The 21192-nt window shown below is 64.2% G+C and carries 19 protein-coding genes; 12 read left to right on the top strand and 7 right to left on the bottom strand.

Annotation, left to right across the window (positions count from 1 at the left end; genetic code table 11):
- Positions 1-88: 88 nt before the first annotated feature.
- From ypfJ to AC1DX4_RS28500, 3 genes are all read left to right on the top strand, one after another.
- Positions 89-1012 (top strand): KPN_02809 family neutral zinc metallopeptidase, encoded by a 924-nt coding sequence (ypfJ, locus tag AC1DX4_RS28510; RefSeq protein WP_477223477.1) that lies wholly within the window; start codon positions 89-91, stop codon positions 1010-1012.
- Between the two features lie 155 nt (positions 1013-1167).
- Positions 1168-2433 (top strand): TCR/Tet family MFS transporter, encoded by a 1266-nt coding sequence (locus AC1DX4_RS28505; RefSeq protein WP_477223476.1) that lies wholly within the window; start codon positions 1168-1170, stop codon positions 2431-2433.
- Positions 2430-3350 (top strand): aldo/keto reductase, encoded by a 921-nt coding sequence (locus tag AC1DX4_RS28500; protein ID WP_477223475.1) that lies wholly within the window; start codon positions 2430-2432, stop codon positions 3348-3350. The genes AC1DX4_RS28505 and AC1DX4_RS28500 overlap by 4 nt, the downstream gene beginning before the upstream one ends.
- Before the next feature lie 2 nt (positions 3351-3352).
- Here AC1DX4_RS28500 and carA read toward each other — a convergent pair whose 3' ends face one another.
- Positions 3353-4558, bottom strand: a complete 1206-nt coding sequence (carA, locus tag AC1DX4_RS28495) for a glutamine-hydrolyzing carbamoyl-phosphate synthase small subunit (RefSeq protein WP_477223474.1) — start codon at positions 4556-4558, stop codon at positions 3353-3355.
- Between the two features lie 267 nt (positions 4559-4825).
- Between carA and AC1DX4_RS28490 the strand changes: the two genes are divergently transcribed.
- A complete protein-coding gene (locus AC1DX4_RS28490) occupies positions 4826-5275 on the top strand; it encodes a GatB/YqeY domain-containing protein (protein WP_477223473.1) in 450 nt (149 codons plus the stop codon).
- Between the two features lie 35 nt (positions 5276-5310).
- On the opposite strand, the gene AC1DX4_RS28485 is transcribed toward AC1DX4_RS28490, so the two are convergent.
- The gene (locus AC1DX4_RS28485) at positions 5311-5907 is read right to left on the bottom strand and encodes a TetR/AcrR family transcriptional regulator (protein WP_477223472.1); all 597 of its coding nucleotides are present in this window, start codon (positions 5905-5907) and stop codon (positions 5311-5313) included.
- Positions 5908-6054: 147 nt separating this feature from the next.
- On the opposite strand from AC1DX4_RS28485, the gene AC1DX4_RS28480 reads away from it, so the two are divergent.
- A complete protein-coding gene (locus tag AC1DX4_RS28480) occupies positions 6055-6759 on the top strand; it encodes a DUF4336 domain-containing protein (protein WP_477223471.1) in 705 nt (234 codons plus the stop codon).
- Here AC1DX4_RS28480 and AC1DX4_RS28475 read toward each other — a convergent pair.
- The gene (locus AC1DX4_RS28475; RefSeq protein WP_477223470.1) at positions 6722-7687 is read right to left on the bottom strand and encodes a LysR family transcriptional regulator; all 966 of its coding nucleotides are present in this window, start codon (positions 7685-7687) and stop codon (positions 6722-6724) included. The genes AC1DX4_RS28480 and AC1DX4_RS28475 overlap by 38 nt on opposite strands.
- A gap of 101 nt (positions 7688-7788) precedes the next feature.
- Between AC1DX4_RS28475 and AC1DX4_RS28470 the strand changes: the two genes are divergently transcribed.
- Complete coding sequence (locus AC1DX4_RS28470; protein WP_477223469.1) at positions 7789-8580, top strand: alpha/beta fold hydrolase; 792 nt, start codon at positions 7789-7791, stop codon at positions 8578-8580.
- 51 nt (positions 8581-8631) lie between these two features.
- Here AC1DX4_RS28470 and AC1DX4_RS28465 read toward each other — a convergent pair whose 3' ends face one another.
- Positions 8632-9630 (bottom strand): hypothetical protein, encoded by a 999-nt coding sequence (locus AC1DX4_RS28465; RefSeq protein ID WP_477223468.1) that lies wholly within the window; start codon positions 9628-9630, stop codon positions 8632-8634.
- Positions 9631-10015: 385 nt separating this feature from the next.
- Here AC1DX4_RS28465 and AC1DX4_RS28460 point away from each other — a divergent pair, with 385 nt between their 5' ends.
- From AC1DX4_RS28460 to AC1DX4_RS28450, 3 genes are all read left to right on the top strand, one after another.
- Positions 10016-10726: a DNA helicase gene (locus tag AC1DX4_RS28460; RefSeq protein ID WP_477223467.1), complete on the top strand. Its 711-nt coding sequence runs from the start codon at positions 10016-10018 to the stop codon at positions 10724-10726.
- Positions 10727-10772: 46 nt separating this feature from the next.
- Complete coding sequence (locus AC1DX4_RS28455; RefSeq protein WP_477223466.1) at positions 10773-11330, top strand: GNAT family N-acetyltransferase; 558 nt, start codon at positions 10773-10775, stop codon at positions 11328-11330.
- Between the two features lie 357 nt (positions 11331-11687).
- The gene (locus tag AC1DX4_RS28450) at positions 11688-12317 is read left to right on the top strand and encodes a LysE family translocator (protein WP_477223465.1); all 630 of its coding nucleotides are present in this window, start codon (positions 11688-11690) and stop codon (positions 12315-12317) included.
- An 11-nt stretch (positions 12318-12328) separates the two neighbouring features.
- Here the strand turns inward: AC1DX4_RS28450 and AC1DX4_RS28445 are convergent, their stop codons facing one another.
- Positions 12329-12766 carry a MerR family transcriptional regulator gene (locus AC1DX4_RS28445; protein ID WP_477223464.1) on the bottom strand — a complete coding sequence of 146 codons (438 nt, stop codon included), beginning with the start codon at positions 12764-12766 and terminating at the stop codon, positions 12329-12331.
- Positions 12767-12875: 109 nt separating this feature from the next.
- Between AC1DX4_RS28445 and AC1DX4_RS28440 the strand changes: the two genes are divergently transcribed.
- Positions 12876-15137 (top strand): heavy metal translocating P-type ATPase, encoded by a 2262-nt coding sequence (locus AC1DX4_RS28440; RefSeq protein WP_477223463.1) that lies wholly within the window; start codon positions 12876-12878, stop codon positions 15135-15137.
- A gap of 10 nt (positions 15138-15147) precedes the next feature.
- Here the strand turns inward: AC1DX4_RS28440 and AC1DX4_RS28435 are convergent, their stop codons facing one another.
- Together AC1DX4_RS28435 and AC1DX4_RS28430 are read right to left on the bottom strand one after the other, a co-directional pair.
- A complete protein-coding gene (locus AC1DX4_RS28435; RefSeq protein WP_477223462.1) occupies positions 15148-16332 on the bottom strand; it encodes an MFS transporter in 1185 nt (394 codons plus the stop codon).
- A 311-nt stretch (positions 16333-16643) separates the two neighbouring features.
- The gene (locus AC1DX4_RS28430) at positions 16644-18308 is read right to left on the bottom strand and encodes a Na/Pi cotransporter family protein (RefSeq protein ID WP_477223461.1); all 1665 of its coding nucleotides are present in this window, start codon (positions 18306-18308) and stop codon (positions 16644-16646) included.
- Between the two features lie 387 nt (positions 18309-18695).
- Here AC1DX4_RS28430 and AC1DX4_RS28425 point away from each other — a divergent pair, with 387 nt between their 5' ends.
- Both AC1DX4_RS28425 and dnaG read left to right on the top strand, forming a co-directional pair.
- Entirely contained in the window at positions 18696-19064 is a 369-nt protein-coding gene (locus tag AC1DX4_RS28425) for an RcnB family protein (RefSeq protein ID WP_477223460.1), read from the top strand.
- Positions 19065-19206: 142 nt separating this feature from the next.
- Entirely contained in the window at positions 19207-21144 is a 1938-nt protein-coding gene (dnaG, locus tag AC1DX4_RS28420; protein WP_477223459.1) for a DNA primase, read from the top strand.
- Positions 21145-21192 lie beyond the last annotated feature (48 nt).

The raw sequence follows: 21192 nt of genomic DNA, 5'->3' as shown, positions 1-21192 counted from the left end.
TGACTTGGCGCAACCATTGGGATAATTGTTTGTTGGGTTGAGCCGGCATGCCGGAGCAACGAGGAAGTTCGCATCACGGGGAGTTGCCATGCTCTGGAGAGGCCGTCGTCAGAGTGACAATATCGAGGACGACCGCAGCGACAGTGGCGGCGGCGGGATCGGCGGCGGTGGCGGATTCCAAATTCCTATCGGCGGCCGGACCGGTGGCGGCGGTAGCATCATCCTGGTCATCCTGGTGGTGCTGGCCGGATGGTATTTCGGCTTTGATCCCTCGGCGATCCTGGGCGGTGGCGACGGCGGCTTGCTGCCGGGCGGCGGCGGCCAGATCACCGACAACGGCGGCGGTGGGCAGGACAGCGGCACGGCACCCGCCAATGACGAGATGAAGCAGTTCGTCGCGACCGTGCTCGCCGAGACGGAAGACACCTGGACCGGCATCTTCAAGTCGCAAGGCCTGACTTATGAGAACCCGAAGCTGGTGCTGTTCAGTGGGCAAATCCGCTCTGCCTGCGGCGCTGCGTCCTCGTCGGCCGGACCTTTCTATTGTCCAGGCGACCACAAGGTCTATCTCGACATGACCTTCTTCCAGCAGCTCGACCAGCAGTTCGGCGCTTCCGGTGAATTCGCCCGGGCCTATGTCATCGCGCATGAGGTCGGCCATCACGTGCAGAACCTGACCGGCATCATGGGCAAGTTCAACGAGATGCGGCAAGGCATGAGCGAAGCCGATGCCAACCAGCTGTCGGTGCGCATCGAGCTGCAGGCCGACTGCTTCGCCGGCGTGTGGGCGCATTACACCGCGCAGAAGGGCATATTGGAGCAGGGCGACATGGAAAGCGCGCTGAACGCGGCCAAACAGATCGGCGACGACACGCTGCAGAAGAAGATGCAGGGCTATGTGGTGCCGGAAAGCTTCAACCACGGCACCTCGCAGCAGCGGCAGACCTGGCTGGCGCGCGGCTATAAGAGCGGCAAGCTGGCGGATTGCAATACGATGACCGGCGCGCTCTAAGAGCTCTTTTCCAGACACAGATCTGACGGCGAGCACGCCGTCAGGGAGTGTCAGGATCAACGATTCCGGCCTGTTCTCTTATTGTTCCTTGCGGCGGGCTCGCCTATAAGGTCCGTCCGCCTGCGCCAAGGGCGGCCGGAGGAGATTGACCCATCATGATCGACCCCAAAACCGCCAGGCGGGGCCTTGCGCTCGTCTTCACCACGCTGCTGCTCGATATCATCGGCTTCGGCATGATCATGCCGGTGCTGCCGGCTTTTCTCAGGGAATTGACCGGCGTTGGCATTGGTGAAGCGGCGATCGAGGGCGGTTGGCTGTTTTTCGTCTATGCGGCCATGCAGTTCTTTTTCGCGCCGATCATGGGCGGCCTGAGCGACCGGTTTGGACGGCGGCCGATCCTGCTCGCCTCGGTGCTGACCTTCTCCATCGACAATTTGATCTGCGCCGTCGCCTGGTCCTATCCGATGCTGTTCATCGGCCGTGTGCTGGCCGGCATTTCCGGCGCCAGCTATTCGACGACGTCGGCCTTCATCGCCGATATCTCGAACGACGAGAACCGGGCGAAGAATTTCGGCCTGCTCGGCATCGCCTTCGGGGTCGGCTTCGTCATCGGGCCGGTGCTGGGCGGATTGCTCGGCACGTTCGGACCGCGCGTGCCGTTCTTTTTCGCCGCTGGCCTCGCCTTCGTGAACTTCCTGATCGCGATGTTTTTCCTGCCGGAAACGCTCGATGAAAAGCACCGCCGCCGCTTCGAGTGGAAACGTGCCAACCCGGTCGGCACGCTGCTGCAGATGCGTAGGTATGAAGGCATCGGCTGGATCGGGCTTGTCTTCTTTCTGATGACGCTTGGCCACATGATGTACCCGGCGGTGTGGTCGTTCGTCTCCAACTACCGCTATGGCTGGAGCGAGCAGCAGATCGGCTTTTCGCTCGGCGCCTTCGGCCTGTGCGGCGCGATCGTCATGGGCACGGTGCTGCCGCGTGTGATCCCGAGGCTCGGCGAGTGGAGGACAGCGGTCATCGGCCTGACCTTCACGGCGGCCAGCGCCTTTGGCTACGCTTTCGCTTCGCAGGGATGGATGGTCTATGCGGTGATCGTCGTCGGCTGCCTGGAAGCGCTGGCCGATCCGCCGCTGAGAAGCCTCGCCGCCGCCAAGGTGCCGCCTTCAGCGCAAGGCGAACTGCAGGGCGCTATGACCTCGATCTTCTCGATCACCTCGATCATCACGCCGCTGCTCTACACCGCGATCTTTTCCTGGTTCACCGGACCAGGCGCGCCCGTGACCTTCGGCGGCGCGCCCTATCTGGTCGGTGCGTGTTTCCTGCTGCTGGCGGTTATCGTCTTCGTCACCAAGGTGGCGAGGCCGGCGGCGGTCAGGACCGTCACCACCGATGTCGCGGAAGATGGAGCGCAGATATGAGCCATGACAGCCGCATCGCGCTGACCAAGGACGGGGTGTCGCTGTCGCGGCTGGTCTTCGGTGCCTGGCGCCTGCTCGATGGCGGCGCCCGCCCGGATGCCGATCAGGTCGCGCGGCTGATCGGCAGCGCCGTCGATCTCGGCCTGACCAGTTTCGACCATGCCGACATCTACGGGAATTACGAGGTGGAGGCGGCGTTCGGCGCCGGGCTGGCGCGCTGGAAAGGCAAGCGCGAGGGGATCGAGCTGATCTCGAAATGCGACATCATGCTGGCCTCGGCCAACCGGCCGCAGAACCGGCTGAAGCACTACGACACCAGCGCTGCCCACATAGCCGCGTCGGTCGACCGTTCGCTCAGCAATCTCCACACCGACTATCTCGACCTGTTGCTGCTGCACCGGCCGGATCCGCTGATGGATGCCGACGAGACGGCGGCTGCGTTGGCTGGACTGGTCAAATCAGGCAAGGTGAGGGCGGTCGGCGTTTCCAATTTCACGCCGTCGCAGTTCGATCTGCTGGCCTCGCGGCTGCCGTTCCTCTTGGTCACCAACCAGATCGAGATGTCGGTGCTGAAGACATCTGTTCTGACCGACGGCAGCCTCGACCATGCGCAGCGTCTGGCCTATGCGCCGATGATCTGGTCGCCGCTCGGTGGCGGCTCGTTGTTCACCGGCAAGGAAGCCCGAGAAGCGCGGGTGCGGGCGGCGCTCGCGGCGGTGGCCGCCGAAGTCGGCGCCGGCGATCTCGCCACTGTCGCCATCTCCTGGCTGCTGCGGCATCCGGCCCGGCTGGTGCCGGTGCTGGGGTCGATGAAGCCGGAACGGCTGGCGGCCATGGTCAAGGCGCTTGATATCGTGCTCGACCGCCAGCAATGGTTCGCGATACTGGAGGCCAGCGAAGGGCGGCCGGTGGCCTAAGTTCAGGCCCGTTCGGCGAGCAATTCCTCGCCGCGCTTTTCGCGGATCAGGTTGACGAAGCGGCGGAACAGATAGTGCGAGTCCTGCGGGCCGGGCGAGGCTTCCGGATGATGCTGGACCGAGAACACCGGACGGCCGGTCAGCGCGATGCCGCAGTTCGAGCCGTCGAACAGCGAGACATGGGTTTCCTCGACGCCCTCGGGCAGCGAGTCGGCGTCGACGGCGAAGCCGTGGTTCATCGAGACGATCTCGACCTTGCCGGTGGTGTGGTCTTTGACCGGATGGTTGGCGCCGTGATGGCCCTGGTGCATCTTGGCGGTCCTGCCGCCGAGCGCCAGCGCCAGCATCTGGTGGCCGAGGCAGATGCCGAACACCGGGATATCGGTCTTCAGCAAATCCCGGATGACCGGCACCGCATAGTCGCCGGTGGCCTCCGGGTCGCCGGGACCATTGGAGAGGAAGATGCCGTCCGGCTGCATGGCAAGGATTTCTTCCGAACCGGTGCTGGCCGGAACGATGGTGACCTTGGCGCCGAGGCCGGCAAGCAGGCGCAAGATGTTGCGCTTGACGCCGTAGTCTATGGCGACGACGTGCATGGACGGTTCGGCCTGTTCGCCAAAGCCTTCGTTCCACACCCAGGGCGTCTCGCGCCAGACCGAGGACTGGCCCGAGGTGACTTCCTTGGCAAGGTCGAGCCCGATCAGGCCGGACCAGGCGGCGGCGCGCTGCTTCAAATCGTCGAGGTCGAAGACGCCGTCGGGCGCATGCGCGATGACGGCGTTGGGCATGCCCTTTTCGCGGATCAGCGCGGTGAGCGCGCGGGTGTCGATGCCCGACAGGGCGACGATGCCGCGCTTCTTCAGCCACTCGTCGAGACCGGTGCCGGCACGGTAGTTGGACGGGTTGGTGACATCGGCCTTGAACACGGCGCCGACGGCGCCGGCGCGAGCGGCCGGGTTGAGGTCTTCGATGTCCTCGCCATTGGTGCCGATATTGCCGATATGCGGAAAGGTAAAGGTGACGATCTGGCCGGCATAGGACGGATCGGTGAGGATTTCCTGGTAGCCGGTGAGCGCGGTGTTGAAGCAGACTTCGGCGACGGCGGAACCGGTGGCGCCGAGGCCGCGACCCTCGATGACGGTGCCGTCAGCCAGCACCAGCAGGGCGGTCGGCTTTTCGGTTGCCCAAGGGGCGGTCATCTCGGCCATGGCGGCACTCCTATCAGGCTGCGCGCTTCGAATGGCCCGGCGAGCCATCTGCGCAGCTTCCGGCACGGCAACGATCTCTCGAGCCCGCGCGCGTCAATTCATTGTCTTATGCAAGGCCGAGTACATAGGGGAAGGGGCCAGAGCGGTCAATGATGCCGCGCCAAAACCATGATGTTTTATTTCGTTGAACAATATCAGTGGCTTGATGAGATTTGCTTTGCGAGTTCGCCACGGTTATTGTCCGCGCCGTTCGAAGGAGAAAGTACCATGCGCGCGAAAATCGCCGAATCCCTGAAGAGCGCGATGAAGGCGCAGGACAAGCACCGGCTGCCGACATTGCGGCTGATCCAGGCCGCCATTCATGATCGCGACATCGCCAATCGCGGTTCGGCCAAGGACCCCGCCAGCGACGAGGAGATCCTGCAGATCCTGGCCAAGATGGTGAAGCAGCGCGAGGAATCGGCCAAAGCCTTCGAAGACGGCAAGCGGCCGGAACTGGCGGCGCAGGAACGCGGCGAGATGGAGATCATCCGCGGCTTCCTGCCGACGCAGCTCGACGATGCGGCGATCGCGGCTGCCGCACGCGAAGCGATCGCGGCGGCGGGTGCTGCCAGCCAGAAGGATATGGGCAAGGTGATCGCCGCGCTGAAGCAGAAATATGCCGGCCAGATGGACTTCGGCAAGGCGAGCGGCATCGTCAAGGGACTGCTGCAGTAACATAGCTGCCTATCGCTGGCCGGAGATTGCGACCGTCACTGGTTGCCCCTTCGGGCCACCGGGCGTTCGCCGATGCCTTCGACGACGATGCGGATGATGTGCCTGATCTTGTCGTCGCGGAACGACCCTCCCGAGAGCGCCGAAAGCATCGCCTGGCCGTATATGCCAAGCAACACCAGCGCCATGAAATTGGCGTCGTCATCCCTGCGGATGGCACCTTGCCGCTGGCCGAGCACGAGCAGATCCCGCACCAGACGCTGGAAGGAAGGGCGGTCGGGCGGCGGCTGTAGGGAAGGGCGCTCGCCGGGGGCGAGGGCCAGCCTGGCGAGCGACGGATTGGCCAGGCACCAGCGCGCACTGTCGAGAAAGACGGTTTCGAGCAGGACGAAGACGTCTTCGTTGGCTTCCATGCGGGCGCGGTAGGGCGCGTCCTCGGCCTCCACACTGGCGATGAGCCGCAGCGCGATCTCCCCTTTCGAACTGAACAGATTGTAGACCGTCTTGCGGGTCAAACCGGCGCGGATCGCGATCTCTTCCACCGAAGTGCCGGCGAAGCCGAGTTCCCGGAACGCCAGGTCGGCGGCGTCGAGGATGAGGTTTCGCGACCGTTCTGTGCGCTTGGGGATTGCCATTTTTATACCGTAGTGTAAATTTACACATATGTAAAATTTAGATGTGTGGCTGCCAGTTGTCGGCAGCACGGCCAGTACGGTTCGTCGCCGGAAGGGTCTGATGCGGCGCATCGGAATTCAAGCCGATCAATCGAAAGTCTGTGCAAAATGGTTGGTGTTCTCAAAGAATTCGGTCCTGGTATCTGGATCGCCGACGGTTCGACCGTGACGGCGGCCGCAGGCTTCCACTACCCGACGCGCATGGCCGTCATCCAACTGTCCGGTGGTGGTCTCTTCATCTGGTCGCCGACCGAGCTCACGGACGCGCTTCGCGCCGAGGTCGATGCCCTGGGTGAGGTGCGCTTCCTGATCGCGCCCAATTCGCTCCACCATCTGTTCCTTGGCGACTGGCAGCGTTTCTATCCCGATGCAAGGGCCTATGCGCCGCCCGGCCTGCGCGAAAAGCGCGGGGGTATCCGCTTCGACTGCGACCTCGACGATACGCCGGTGCCGGACTGGGCCGACGATCTCGACCAGGTCGTCATGCACGGCAACAGGATCACATCAGAGATTGTGTTCTTTCACCGCCAAAGCAGGTCGGTGCTGTTCACCGATCTCATCCAGCATTTCCGCCTTGGATGGTTCAAGGGCTGGCGTGCACTGGTTGCCCGGCTGGACCTGATGGTGGCCGCCGAGCCATCGGTGCCGCGAAAGTTCCGGGCTGCCTTTACTGACCGCGCCGCCGCACGCGCGGCCATCCAGCGCGTGCTCGCATGGCCGGCTGAAAAGGTCCTGATGGCGCATGGCGAACCGGTCACCGAAGGTGGCCAGGCCTTTATACGCCGCGCCTTCCGCTGGCTGGTGGGTTCTTAACCTGGGAGGCAATCTTCCGCGGCTCGAGCGCGAGGCGCAACGCAGGCGCTTCCTGCTGAACGTGATCCCATAACCGGTTCGCGACCGGTCCGTGCGGCCTGTCGCGGCGACGCGCCACCACGAGTTCTTCGATACGGCCAGGCAGATGACGGCCGGCAATGGAGTGCAGGCGTCCGTCGCCGAGCTCCTCCTCGATCAGGAAGCGGGGCAGGTGGCCCCAGCCGAGGCCCTGCAGGATGATTTCCTTCTTCATGCCCTGGTCGGCCACCAGGCATTGCGGCGCGCCTTCGATCAGCGAATAGTCTTGTTGTGGCGAATGGCGGGCGCTGTCGCGCATGACGCATTGGGTGAGTGCCTGCATCTGATCGGGCGTGATCGGCTCTTTGATGCGTTCCGGCAGAAAGCCCGGCGCCACCACGGGAACGAACGGCACCTTGCACAGATCGACCCATTCCACCCGCGCATCGCCCTTGTCGACCCAGTGCAGGATCAGATCGGCTTCGTCATCGAAAAGCCGCTCCCACGGACCGCCGACGGCCTCGAAATGCAGATGCAGGCGCGTGCCCGGGCATTGGGCGAAAAACCGGCCAAGCATGCCCAGAACCTGCGGGCGCGGGCAGAGATCGCCGATCACGACATGGATATCGCTTTCCTCGCCCATCGAGAGCTGGGCGGCATGGACGCGCAGGCCTTCCAGCTCGCGCAGCAGCGCTTGCGCGCGGCGGTGGAACGACAGCCCCGCCTCGGTCGCACGCACGCGATAGCCGCCGCGATCCAGCAGGACGAGGTCGAGTTGCCGTTCGAGCTTGGCGACGGCGGCGAACACCGCCGGATGCGAGCGGTGCAGCAGGGCCGCCGCCGGCTGAAAGCCGCCGGTGCGGATTACCGCATCGAAGCACTGCAGATCGTGCAAGGTGAATTCGGCCATGTCAGCTTTATCTACAGAGATTATCCTATCTTTGTAATATCAACAAAAACGCGTCGCGACTACGCTTTGTCTCATTCAACGTTCCAGAAGGAATTTTCGTCATGAGTGAGCTGAATTTCGTGACCATCGGCGATGGCACGCGCATCGCCTATCGCTTCGACGGCGATGCCACAAAGCCGGTGCTGGTGTTGTCGAACTCCATCGGCACCACGCTGCATATGTGGGACGGGCAGATCGGTGAACTGTCCAGGCATTTCCGTGTTCTGCGCTACGACTTTCGCGGCCATGGCGGGTCAAGCGCGCCGGTCGGCGCCTATTCGCTCGACCGGCTCGGCCGCGACGTGATCGAGCTGCTCGATGCGCTCGGCCTTGGGCGTGTGCATTTCCTCGGCCTGTCGCTCGGCGGCTTCGTCGGGCAGTGGCTCGGCATCCACGCGCCCGAGCGGATCGACCGGCTGATCCTGAGCAACACCTCGTCCCATCTTTCGCCGGCAAGCTATTTCGACGAGCGGATTGCCGTTGTCCGGCAGGCGCCGGACATGTCGGAAACCGCCGAGGTGTTCCTCAACAACTGGTTCCCCGCGCCGATGGTGGCGGCCAACGAGCCGGTCATCGAGGACTTCCGCGCCATGCTGTTGACGATCGACCGGCTGGGTCTGGCCGGCCTTTTCGCGGCGGTGCGCGATGCCGACCTTCGCCGCACGGTGGCGCTGATCAACCGGCCGACGCTGGTAATCGCCGGCGAGCATGACACGGTGACAGCGGCCAGCCACAGCGAGTTGATCACGGCAGCGGTGCCCGGTGCGAAGCTGGTTGTCCTGCCCGCGGTTCACCTGTCGAACGTGGAATACCCGGCCGAATTCATAAAGGCCGTGCTCGATTTTCTGCGCTGAGCCAGCGCGCTATCCCGTGGAGTCCGCTGTTCCCGTATGGTCGAGCGGACCTCACGGCTCCTTGCACATCGGCAGCGGCTGGGCTGGCGGTGCCGGATGATCCTTCCTGTACTGGGCGATCATCGGTTCGAGGGTTTTCCGCGGCCAGAATTTCGGCGCACCGATTTCCTTCAGGCAGGATGCGTTCCAATAGGGTGCCTCACCGGATGGCGAATGGCCCTTTGCCGCCTGCGAGACGGCGGCGATGTCGCGCGATTCCGGGTAGATGTAGAGCGTTGTCGGGTTGTCCTTGACCATCGCGATGATCTGCTGCGCATCCGCCGGCGACCAGCTGGTGCAGCCATTGCTGCGGCCGCCGGCATAGTCCACCAGCTTGCCGAACGGCACCAGACCATCATGGTCGGCATAGGAGCTGTTTGGGCTTTTGCGCATGCACATGGCCCGCAGCACCTGCGCCGCATGGCCGCCGATCACGCGCTGCCTGGCGTTGGCGGTTTCGCCTTCGCCGTCGAACTGGATGAAGGTGCGCAGGAAGGCCGCGTCCTGTTTCGCTCCTGTGCGGTAAAAGCCCTTGAACGACGTCTTCGCCTCGCGGGTCATGTAGGCGCCACCGGCCGTCAGTTCCGAATCCATGGCATTGCCGAAATTCTTGGAGCACCGCCTGCCATTTGAAAAATCGACCGTGCCTTTCAGGTTCTTGCCGGCCCCGTGACCCGATGCGATGGCGCGAAACGACTGGCTGGCTTCGCAGACAACGTAGTAGCGGCGCCCGAGCACGCCATTGCCGAGATCGCCGGGACGTGTGGCGTCCATGGCGAAATAGCAGGGGTTCCTGACGGCGCCTTGCGCCACCTTTTTCAGGTAGAGCGCGCGCGCCCGCTCCAGCACCACTTGTGAGATCTGGCCGTCGCTGTCGCCGACATGGGCCTGCAGCCAGGCCGGGATAGCCGAGGGCGCGGCAAAGGACCGGACCGTCGCCGCCAAGGCAATGACGATGACGAGAAGGCTGAGGGTGACGACGACACCCAGAGGGACAGATCTCAACCGCACCGGTTTCAATTCTCCTGCCGAAGCCATGCGAATCCTTGTTGCCGCACGCAGCCAATCATAAAATGTCTCGCGGCAATCGGCGAAACACATCTTGTTTAGCGCGCCCGCAAGTTCCCACGAACCGGGGCGGCGCGCAAACCGCCCATAGACCGGGATGCTGGTCCAAGGCTTGCGGCCGATGTCTCCGTGGACATGCGTGATTTTCGATCGGCCGATTTTCGACCCATGGGGATTGCGCTATGATCTGATTCTGGCGTGGCCCACGCCTCCTCCCTCCACCGGGAAAGCATTCGTTCATGTGGGGCATTCTCATCACCGAACCGACTGTTCGAGCACCAGGCATAAGGAGGGGTTGCGAAAACTGCTCGCACCAGGAGGTTTTGCGATGAGGCTATCCCAGCCCGTCTATCATCTGAAACGCCAAGCCAGGCTGTTGTCGCGCGAGGCAAAAATCCCGCTCCACCAGGCGCTTGACCGTATTGCCGCTCGCGAAGGTTTTGCCAGTTGGAGCCTGCTTGCGGCGAAGCTTTCCGAGACGGCGCCCGCCAGCAAATTGTTTGCGCAGCTGGCGCCGGGTGACCTGGTTCTGGTCGGTGCGCGGCCGGGTCACGGCAAGACCATGATGAGCCTCGAACTCGCGGTCGAAGCGATGAAATCAGGCCATCGCAGCGTGTTCTTCACGCTGGAATATACGCAACGGGATGTGATTCAGCGGTTTCATGCCATCGGGGTCGAGCCGGCCCGGTTCAACGAACTGTTCGAGTTCGACAATTCCGATGCCATCAGCGCCGACTATATCGTCAAGGCGTTGGGCTCGGCGCCGCGCGGCACGCTGGCGGTCGTCGACTATCTGCAACTGCTCGACCAGAAGCGGGAAAATCCGGGCCTGATGGACCAGGTCCGCACGCTGAAGGCTTTCGCACGCGACAGCGGCGTGATCCTGGTGTTCATCTCGCAGATCGACCGGTCTTACGATCCATCGACAAAACCGTTCCCCGATATCAGTGACATCAGGTTGCCGAACCCGCTGGATCTGTCGCTGTTCAACAAGGCCTGTTTTCTGAACAAGGGCGAGATCCGTTTCCAGGCAGCTTGAGCCTTCTGTCGGCCACGGTTATGCCTGCGGCCAGGGAGCATGGATCATGGTCGAGATCGTCAAACCAGCACTTGAACATCTGCCGTCCTACAAGGCGGCGCTCGAGCGCGGCTGGTCGCCGGACAATGTTCGGCTCATGGATGCGACGCGCGAGCAGCTTGCGGCCATAGAGGAGAATCCCGTGGCGTTCCTGGCCAGCCTCGATGATCCCGAAGCTCGGGGTGGCCCGATCACCTTGCCCGACGGCACACAAGTGCCGCGCCTGCCGGGATTCCGCCGCTGGATCTGGGATGGCGAGGCATCGGGCTCGATCGGCTTCCGCTGGCAGAGGGGCACGGCGGCACTGCCTTCGCATGTGCTTGGCCATATCGGCTATGCGGTGGTGCCGTGGAAGCGGCGTCGCGGCTACGCCACCGAGGCCTTGCGGCTGATGCTGGAGGAGGCGAGGGCCGTCGGCCTGCCCTATGTCGAGGTCACCGCCAAGCCGGGCAATCCGGCATCGCACAAGGTGATCCTGGCCAATGGCGGCATACTGGTCGAACGCTTCTTCGAGGACGCCGCCTATGGCGGTGTGGAGAGTTTGCGGTTCCGGATCGATTTATAGAGCTCAGGTTCCTCGCCCCCGCGAAGTGGGGGAGAGGTGGCTCGGCGAAGCCGAGACGGAGAGGGGGATTGCGCCTGCGTGGGCAATTGGGGCAATTCGAAAAGACCTTACTCGTCTATTTCGAGCTCTACGAAGCCCCCGCTCCGTCCGCTTCGCGGCCACCTCTCCCCCACTTCGCGGGGGCGAGGAACCCAAGCCTTGCAGGGGCGGTTCCGTCGATGATCTTTCAGCCTTATCCGCCTTGCTGGATCATACCGCGTCCCGCTCTGCCGCCTATCGGAAACCGCGAACGGAATAGTATCAATACTCGCCGCCAAGGACCCACCTTGGCTCAAATCAGCTTGCGAAGGCTCCCTCGTGTCCGTCGATCTGCATCACCTGCTCCTCGTCTACACCGCTTACATCATTGCCGCGGCCAGTCCCGGGCCGAGCAACATGCGGATCATGGGAACCGCAATGCAGCAGGGCCGCAATGCCGCCCTGCTTTTGGCCGCCGGCGTTGTCACCGGCTCCATCTTCTGGGGCCTCATGGCGGCGACGGGCATCTCCGCTTTGCTGACGCGCTATGCGCAAGCTCTCATTGTGTTGAAGATACTGGGTGGCCTCTATTTGCTCTTCCTGGCTGTTAAGGCAGCCAGGGGCGCTCTGACCAGGGATGGTGACGCCGGGCACTTCGTTGATCGGCCCGTATCCGGCTTCGCCCTCTACAGGCGCGGCCTGCTGATGCATCTCAGCAATCCGAAATCCATTCTCGGCTGGATCGCCCTGGTCACGCTCGGTCTCGGCCCCGGCGCCTCGAGGCAAGATGTCGTCCTCATCCTGGCTGGCTGCGCGGTGCTGAGCGTGACGATATTTTGCGGCTATGCCCTGGCCTTTTCGACGCCGCCGATGGTGCGCATGTATCGTCGGGCGTGGCGCGGTATCGAAGGAGTCCTGGCTGCCTTCTTCGGCTTTGCCGGTCTCAGCCTGCTGTTTTCGAGGGCCTGAGCCAGCCGGAGCTATCGCACCTCACTGCCATCCTTACCGTGCTCGTCGGCACACAATGCATGGTCGGACAGCGCGCGGATGACGTAGCAGTCGCCGACCGTCTTGCCGTCGCAGCAGGAGGTGATGCGCTCCAGCTCGGTTTCCAGCCGCTTCAACTGTGCGATCTTTTCGCGCACGGAGATCAGTTGCTCCTGCGCGATCTTGTCGGCGTGGCCGCAAGGCTGCTCGGGGTGACCGCTCAATTCGATCAGCGCGCGGATGTCCTCGACGGCGAAGCCGAGGTCGCGGGCGTGACGGATGAAGGCCAGCCGTTCCAGCTCCTGCCTGGAATAGCGGCGCTGGTTGCCTTCCGAGCGCTCGGGCGCGGCGACCAGGCCCATCTGCTCGTAGTAGCGGATGGTGGGCACCTTGACGCCGGTGCGGCGGGAAAGATCACCGATCGAAAACATGCATTTTGCCTCTTGAAGCTCTAGTGACTAGAGCAATTATAGTGCCTGGCATCAGGGTTCAAGGCCTATGCGGCGGTGCGTCGTGCGGGTGAAGCAGACAGGTGATGGCATGACGGCTCCTCACGAGCAGGCAAGACTCCGGCAGACACGGTTCAAGATCGGCGGCATGGATTGCGCTTCCTGCGCGACCAAGATCGATACGGCGGTGCGCCGCCTCGACGGCGTCGCCGACGTCTCGGTTTCGGTGACCGGCGCCAGCATGACCGTCAGCCATGGCGGCCGGCTCGATGACGACAAGGTGCTGCAGCAGGTGGCGCGGCTGGGCTACGGCATCGTCAAGGCGCAAGCCAGGGCCGACGGGCCAGCAGCCAAATCGCATGACCATGTCGATCACGACCACGAAGGCCACGAGCACGAAGATCACGACCACGCGGGGCATGATCATGACGGTGGACAGCCCAATGGAGAGCCTGCAGGCTCTGCGCATCTGCACAGCCATGCCGAGCCGGGGCAGGCGCGGTGGCGCAGCCGCCGCGCGGCGCTGACGCTGGCTTGTGCGGCAGCGCTTGTCGCTGCGTACGGCATTGGTCATCTTTTTCCCGCGGCTGAGCGCTGGGTCTTCCTGGCCGCACTGCTGGTCGGCCTGGTGCCGATCGCGCGGCGCGCGCTGATGGCGGCCCTGGCCGGCACGCCGTTTTCGATCGAGATGCTGATGACCATCGCCGCTGTCGGTGCGGTGATGATCGGCGCCACGGAGGAAGCGGCTGCCGTTGTTGTGCTGTTCCTGATCGGCGAACTTCTGGAAGGTGTCGCCGCCGGCCGGGCGCGGGCCAGCATCCAGGGTCTGGCCGATCTGGTGCCGAAGACAGCGCTGGTCGAGCGGGGAAGCGGCACGGTTGAAGTTCCCGCCGAACAGCTCGGCGTCGGCGACGTCATCATCGTGCGGCCGGGCGATCGCATCCCGGCGGATGGCGCAATAACAGAAGGTTCGAGCGATATCGACGAGGCACCGGTGACCGGCGAAAGCACGCCGAAGCGCAAGAGCCTTGGCGAGGCTGTCTTCGCCGGCACGATCAACAGCGATAGCGTGCTCAAGGTGCGGGTGACGGCCGCCGCTTCCGACAACACCATCGCCCGCGTGGTGCGGCTGGTGGAGGAGGCGCAGGAGGCCAAGGCACCGACCGAGCGCTTCATCGACCGCTTCTCTCGCATCTATACGCCCGGCGTGCTGGTGGTCGGCGCGCTGGTGGCGCTGCTGCCGCCGCTGGTCGCCGGCGGAGACTGGAATGAGTGGATCTACAAGGGCCTGGCGATCCTGCTGATCGGCTGCCCCTGCGCGCTGGTCATCTCGACGCCGGCGGCAATCGCCGCTGGCCTTGCGACCGGCGCCCGGCGCGGCCTGTTGATGAAGGGCGGCGCGGTGCTGGAAGGCTTTCGCCGCATCACGGCTGTCGCCTTCGACAAGACCGGCACGCTGACCGCGGGCAAGCCTGTCGTCACCGACATTGTCGCCTATGGCCGCGATGAGCGCAGCGTGCTGGCGCTGGCGGCAGCACTCGAGCAGGGCTCCAGCCATCCGCTGGCGGTGGCGATCCTGGACAGGGCCAAGGCCGACAAGGCGCCGGTGCCGCCGGCTTTGGCGGCGAAGGCGATCTCCGGCAAGGGCGTCGAGGGCAGCGTCGGCGGCATCGCCGTCTTCCTGGGTTCCGGCTCGGCGGCGGGCGAGCGTGCAGAGATGACGCAAGCACAGCGGCTTGCCGTCGACAGTCTCAACGGCCAGGGCAAGACGGTGTCGGTGCTGGTCGCCGATGGCGTGGTGGCCGGGCTGATCGCCATGCGCGACGAGCCGCGGCTGGATGCGGCGGCCGGCATCGCGGCACTCAAGGCAGAGGGCATCCGCACGGTGATGCTGACCGGCGACAACCGCCGCACGGCTGAGGCAATAGCCACCTCGCTCGGCATCGAGGCGCGGGCGGAATTGCTGCCGCAGGACAAGCAGCGCATCGTCGGCGAGTTGCAGCGCGAAGGGCTGACGGTGGCCAAGGTCGGCGACGGCATCAACGATGCGCCGGCGCTCGCCGCCGCCGACATCGGCATCGCCATGGGCGGGGGCACCGATGTGGCGCTTGAGACGGCGGATGCGGCGATCCTGCATGGCCGCGTCATGGATGTCGCGCGCATGGTGCGCTTGTCACGCGCGGTGATGGCCAATATCGGCCAGAACATCACCGTGGCGCTCGGGCTGAAGGCGGTGTTCCTGGTCACCACCATTTTGGGCATCACCGGTCTGTGGCCAGCGATCCTGGCCGACACCGGCGCCACCGTGCTGGTGACAGCCAACGCCATGCGGCTCTTGCGCTGGCGCGGGTGAGGTCCGTGGGCTACTCGGCCGGTGCCGTCAGTGGCGGCGTGGCGCTGCTGCGCCCTTCCCAGACATTGGAGACGACTGCAACGACCACGGCGACCAGCATGGCGAAAGCGCCGACCACGGGCAGGCTGCGATAGCCGTAGCCGGCATTGAGCATGGCGGCGCCCAGCGACGCGGCAAGCGCAATGCCGACATTGAAGCCGGACGGGATCAGTGAGGAGGCCAGGTTGGAGGCGTCGGCTGTCCAGGCCAGAATGCGGGTCTGGATCGGCGTGCCGATGGCGAAGTTGAGGCCGCCCCAGATGACGATCGCGACAACCATAGGCAGGGGATAGGGACTGACGGCGTAGATGACCGCCAGCGTCACCGCTTGTAGGCCAAGCATCGTGATCAGCGAGGGCATCAGCTTCCAGTCGGAGAGCTTGCCACCGAGGAAGACGCCCAGCGTGGCGCCGACGCCGTTGAGCAGCAGCACCCAGGGCACCAGGTTCTCGTCGAGCCCGGTGACCTCCAGCAGGGTCGGCGTGATGTAGGTGAACAGGCAGAACTGGCCGAGCATCAGCATCAGCATCAGGATCAGCGAAGTCCAGACCTGCTGGCGCGCCAGGACGCGGACCTCGCGGGCGAGGCTGGCGGGCTTGGCCTGGTATCCGGTGGTGCGCGGCAGAAGGGCCGTCATCGCGAGCGTTGCCGCGACGCCGAGCACGCACATCACCCAGAAGGTGGCGCGCCAGCCCCAGATGTTACCGATGGCGGTGCCGGCCGGCACGCCGATGACGTTGGAGACGGTGAGGCCGGACAGGATGACCGCCACTGCCATGCCGCGTTTGTCCTCGGGAACGAGACCGACGGCAACCACCATGGCGACGCCGAAATAGGCGCCATGCGCGACCGCCACGGTAATCCGCAGAAGCAGCATGGAGGTGAAGTCGGGCGCCAGCGCACAAGCCGCCTGGCCGATGGTGAAGGCGACGGCGAGGCCGAGCAGCAAGGTCTTGCGCGGCAAGGATTTGGTGGCGAGCGCCAGCAGCGGGCCGCCGATGGCGATACCGCAGGCATAGCCGGAGACGAGATAGCCGGCGGAGGGGACAGAAACGCCAAGCCCTTCCGCCACTTGCGGCAGCACGCCGGCAATGACGAATTCTGTGGTGCCGAAAGCGAAGGCGGCGATGAACAGGGCAATGAGCGGAAGCGACATGGGAAAGCCTTGGCTGCAACGGCCTCAAACCACGGATGCGCGGTTTGGGCAATCCAGAAATTTTTGTCGCGAGTTTAGGTTTTCTTGAATGGTGGTGAGCCGGTGAAGCGCCAATCTCCCCCCTTGTGGGGGAGATGTCCGGCAGGACAGAGGGGGGCGCTGGCCCGCCGGCCTGTCAAACTTTCTGCGAGAGGGCTGAGTGACAAAAACAAAAAATCAAAGGGCAATATCAACCGTCGTGCTCTACGGCGCCCCCCTCTGGCCTGCCGGCCATCTCCCCCACAGGTGGGGAGATTGGCAGCTTCAATGCCTCAGCTCGCCTTCAATCTCGACCCTGTCAGCAGGCCGCGCTCTTCCAGCACTGGATAGGCCATCGACGCCAGCAGCGAGTTGATCTGCTTCAGGTCGCGGATGGTGTCGAGGTGGATCGAGCTGGTTTCGACGCTCTTGGCGGTGCCTTCGCGCAGCCGCAGGAAATGGCTGGCGCTGGTTTCCTTCTCGCGGTCGCGCAACTGGTCCTTCTCCAGCACCAGTTGGCGGGCTGTTTCAGGATCGCGCGAGACCAGCACGTTGAAGGCGAGCCGCGCATTGGCCAGCACCGAGCTGTGGAAGGCGCACAATTCGCTCCAGCCCTCGTCGGTGAATTCCAGCCCGCGCTCGAACTTCTTCTTCACATGCACCAGCATGTTGCGCACGATGATGTCGCCGACCTGCTCGAGCTTGATGCAGGCGCCAATCAGCTCCTGGCAGCGCAGGGCCTCGTCCTCGGTCAGCTGGTTCTTGGTGAGCTTGGCGAGATAGAGTTTGATCGCCGCATGCTTGCGGTCGACACGGTCGTCAAGGGCCGCCAGCGCCTTGATCTTGTCGGCGTCGGCGCTCTCGTAGAGTTCCATGATGCGCTTCAGCATGATCTCGACGGTTTCACAGACCCGCACCACCTCGCGCGTTGCGTTGCCCAGCGCCTGGCTCGGCATGTCGAGCGCGCTCTCGTTGAGCGCGGACAACTCTACAATGTCGAGCGAGGCGGCCGGCTCCGGCTTGGTGCCCAGTGCCACGATCTTTTCCGAGGCGCGGTAGACGAAGCCGGCCAGCGGCAGGCCGGCGAGCAGGATGATGACGTTGAACAGGATATGTGCGTTGACGATCTGGTCCGCCGCTGTCGCACCGAGGAAGCCGACATGCGGACGGACAATCATGAACAGGATCAGCATGATCAGCGAGCCCAGCCCGCGCATCAGGAGATTGCCGATCGGCACGACGCGCACGGCGGGTCCGGCCGAGCGGGTCAGCATCGGTGCGATGATCGAGGAGCCGAGATTGACGCCGAGGATGAGGACGACGCCGAGTTCCGGGCTGATGAGACCGCGGCCGGCCAGCGTCGCCATCAAAAGCACCGCCGCGATGCTCGACTGGAACAGCCAGGTGATCAGCGCCGCCAGGAGATAGGCGGTGATGGAATCGCTGGAGAAGTAGTTGATGATGACCGGCATGAGCTGGCTGTTGCGCAGCGGCTCGGAGGCCTGGCCGATCATTTCCAGCGACAGGATCAGAAGCCCGATGCCGACCAGGATGCGGCCGGTCTGGCGCCAGTCGCGTCGCTCGGTGGCCATGAACATCACCGTGCCGGTGATCAGGCAGAGCGGCACCAAGAGCGTGAGATCGAAGGTCAAGAGCTTGACCACGAGCGCCGAGCCGATTTCGGCGCCGCGCACCGCCAATTGGCCGGCCGCGCCCGAGACGATGCCGGAACCGGCGAAGGAGCCGACCAAAAGGGTGACCGCTGTCGAGCTTTGGAGCGCGATGGCAAGGCCGGTGCCGGCCAGCACCGCCATGATCGGATTGCGCATGGTGGCGCGCAGCCTGTGGCGCAGCACATCGCCATAGGCGCGTTCGACGCCGGTCTTCACCATGCGGGTGGCAAACAGCATCAGCGCGACGGCGCCGGCCAGATGCAGAAGGACGACGGAACCGCTCATCGGGGCGCCCGCATGCGAAGGGCGCGCAGGATGCGGACATCGCGGCGGTCGGGAGAGAGAACGAGGATACGAATCATGGTCATGACAGTCGTCGATAATAGCCGGAATATTTTAGCCGGATAATAAAATTTTGTCGATTTCATGGGGCCGTCGCGGTGCGACAGGCCGTGTCGGGAAATGGACGGGTGCGCAAATGCTTGCCTTGCCGCCCCACGGCCCGACGCGGGTCGGCCGCCTTTGCCGCCCGTGCCGCCGTCAACCTTGCGATGATGTTCAAATCTCAGGAATAACCACAGGATTTCATTACATAATTGTAATGTCTGTGTTCAGTTTCAGTTCATCCGTCGGCCGTTATTCCTCTGGCATCGACAACCAAGGAGACTTCTCATGAAACGCATTGTTCTTTCTGTCCTCGCCGTCTCGGTGCTCGCCGCCACGTCGCTCACCGGCCAGGCCGCGCCGATGAATGCGCCGGTCGCGGCGCAGTCGAATTACACCAAGGTCGACTGGCAGAAGCCCGGCCACCACAACGATGTGAGGAAGCGCGTCTTCAAGAAGAAGGTCGTCGTGAAGCGCAACAACTGGCGCAACGGCCAGAAATATTCCGGCTGGAGGCAGCATCAGCCGGTCCGCGACTACGGCCGCTACGGCCTGCATCGTCCCGGCCGCGGCCAGGAATGGATCCGCGTCGGCAACGACTATGTGCTGGTCGGCATCCTGTCGGGCGTCATCTTCGGCGCGCTTGCCGCGCAGTAAGTTCCCGCACAACGGGACTGAGAAGGAAGGCGGCCCGCAACGGTTGCCTTTCTTTTTGCCCTGTGGAAACCGGGTATGGCTCGTATTGGGGGTCGTCGGATTTCGCGCGCATGCTTATATGGTGGGGAAACGAGTTCCCTCAATGCGCTTTCCGCCCGCCTTTCTCGACGAGATCCGCGACCGCGTGCCGATTTCACAGGTCATCGGCCAGCGCGTCGCGTGGGATCGCAAGAAGACCAATACGTCGCGGGGCGACTATTGGGCCTGTTGCCCGTTCCATGGCGAGAAGAGCCCGTCCTTCCATTGCGAGGACAAGAAGGGGCGTTACCACTGTTTCGGCTGCTCGGTCTCGGGCGACCATTTCAAATTCCTCACCGAACTCGAAGGATTGAGTTTTCCCGAGGCGGTCGAGAAGATCGCCGACATGGCGGGCGTGCCGATGCCGGTGCGCGACGAACGGGAGGAACAGCGCGAGAAGGAACGCGCCAGCCTGACCGACGTCATGGAAATGGCGACCGCCTTCTTCCAGGAACGGCTGCAGGGACCTGAGGGAGCCAAAGCCCGCGCGTATCTCAGGGATCGTGGGCTGACGCCGGCGACGCAGCAGTCGTTCCGGCTTGGCTTCGCGCCCGATAGCCGCAACGCGCTGAAGGAGCATCTGGCGGCAAAAGGCGTGCCGAAAGCCGATATCGAGGCTTGCGGGCTGGTGCGTCATGGCGACGACATCCCGGTCTCCTATGACTGGTTCCGCGATCGCATCATGTTCCCGATCCCGGATTCGCGCGGCAAGATCATCGCCTTTGGCGGCCGCGCGCTGGCGCCAGATGCGCTGGCCAAATACATGAACTCGCCCGACACCGAGCTCTTCCACAAGGGCAATGTGCTCTACAATTTCGCCCGCGCACGCAAGGCGCTGGCCAAGGGCGGCACGGTCATTGCCGTCGAAGGCTATATGGACGTGATCGCGCTGGCCCAGGCCGGCTTCGAGAATGTCGTGGCGCCGCTCGGCACCGCGCTCACCGAAAATCAGCTGGAATTGTTGTGGCGCATGGCAGGCGAGCCGATGCTGTGCTTCGACGGCGACAAGGCCGGACTGAAGGCGGCATGGCGGGCTGCTGATTTGGCACTGCCTTCGGTGCAGGCCGGGCGCTCGGCGCGCTTCGCGCTGCTGCCGGAAGGCAAGGATCCCGACGACCTCGTCAAGGCCGAGGGGCCGGACGCTTTCCGCGCCGTGCTTGCCGATGCGCGGCCGCTGGTCGATCTGTTGTGGATGCGCGAGACGACGGGCGGTGTCTTCGACACGCCGGAGCGGCGGGCGGAACTGGGAAAGACGCTGCGGGAACTCGCCAGCCGCATCCGCGACGAAAGCACGCGCTATCACTACCAGCAGGAAATGCGTGAGCGGGAAAAGAGCTTCTTCGGCTCGCAGCGCGATGCGCGGCAAGGGCGCCAGGAGTGGAAACCGGGGCAGCAGGGCAAGGCAGCCGCACCCGGCGGCCAATTCGCCAAGCCTGGCGGCGGCCGCATGGCGATCACCGAAAGCCTCGGCCAATCCGCGCTGGTCAAGCGCGGCAGCGAGGGAATGTCGGTGCGCGAGGCGACGATCATCGTCGCGCTGGTCAACCATCCGCCGCTGATCGACGAGAATTTCGCCCATGTCGAATTTCTCGACCTCGTCAATTCCGATCTGCAGCGGCTGCACGCCGCCATCCTCGACGCGATGGCGCATGACATGGCCAATGACCGCCACGCCGTGGTGACGACGATCGAGCGCGCCGGCTGCGCCGAGATCTGGGGGCGCGCGGTCGAACTGATCAAACGGGCGCGGCAATGGCCGGCGCTCGAGACGGCGGCGCTCGACGATGCCCGCGACGCTCTGAACCAGGCGCTGCACTTGCAGCGCAGCGCGCGCACCTTACATAAGGAGCTGAAACAGGCGGAAGCCGCGCTCGAAGCAGATCCATCGGACGAAAACTTCCGCCATCTGATCGAAATTCAGGCGCAATTTCAGGATGTACAGGCGACGGAAGCGCTGATCGAAGGATTCGGCGTTTCGTCGGGCAGGGCCGGGCGAGCCTAAGTGCAGCTGAATACAGGAATGAGAGCGTGGCCAGGCTTCCCTAGGGGG

The organism is Mesorhizobium sp. P3_A8 (genome assembly GCF_056402995.1).
The sequence above is the reverse complement of the archived record's forward strand: the minus strand, read 5'-3'. Positions and strand labels throughout refer to the sequence as shown.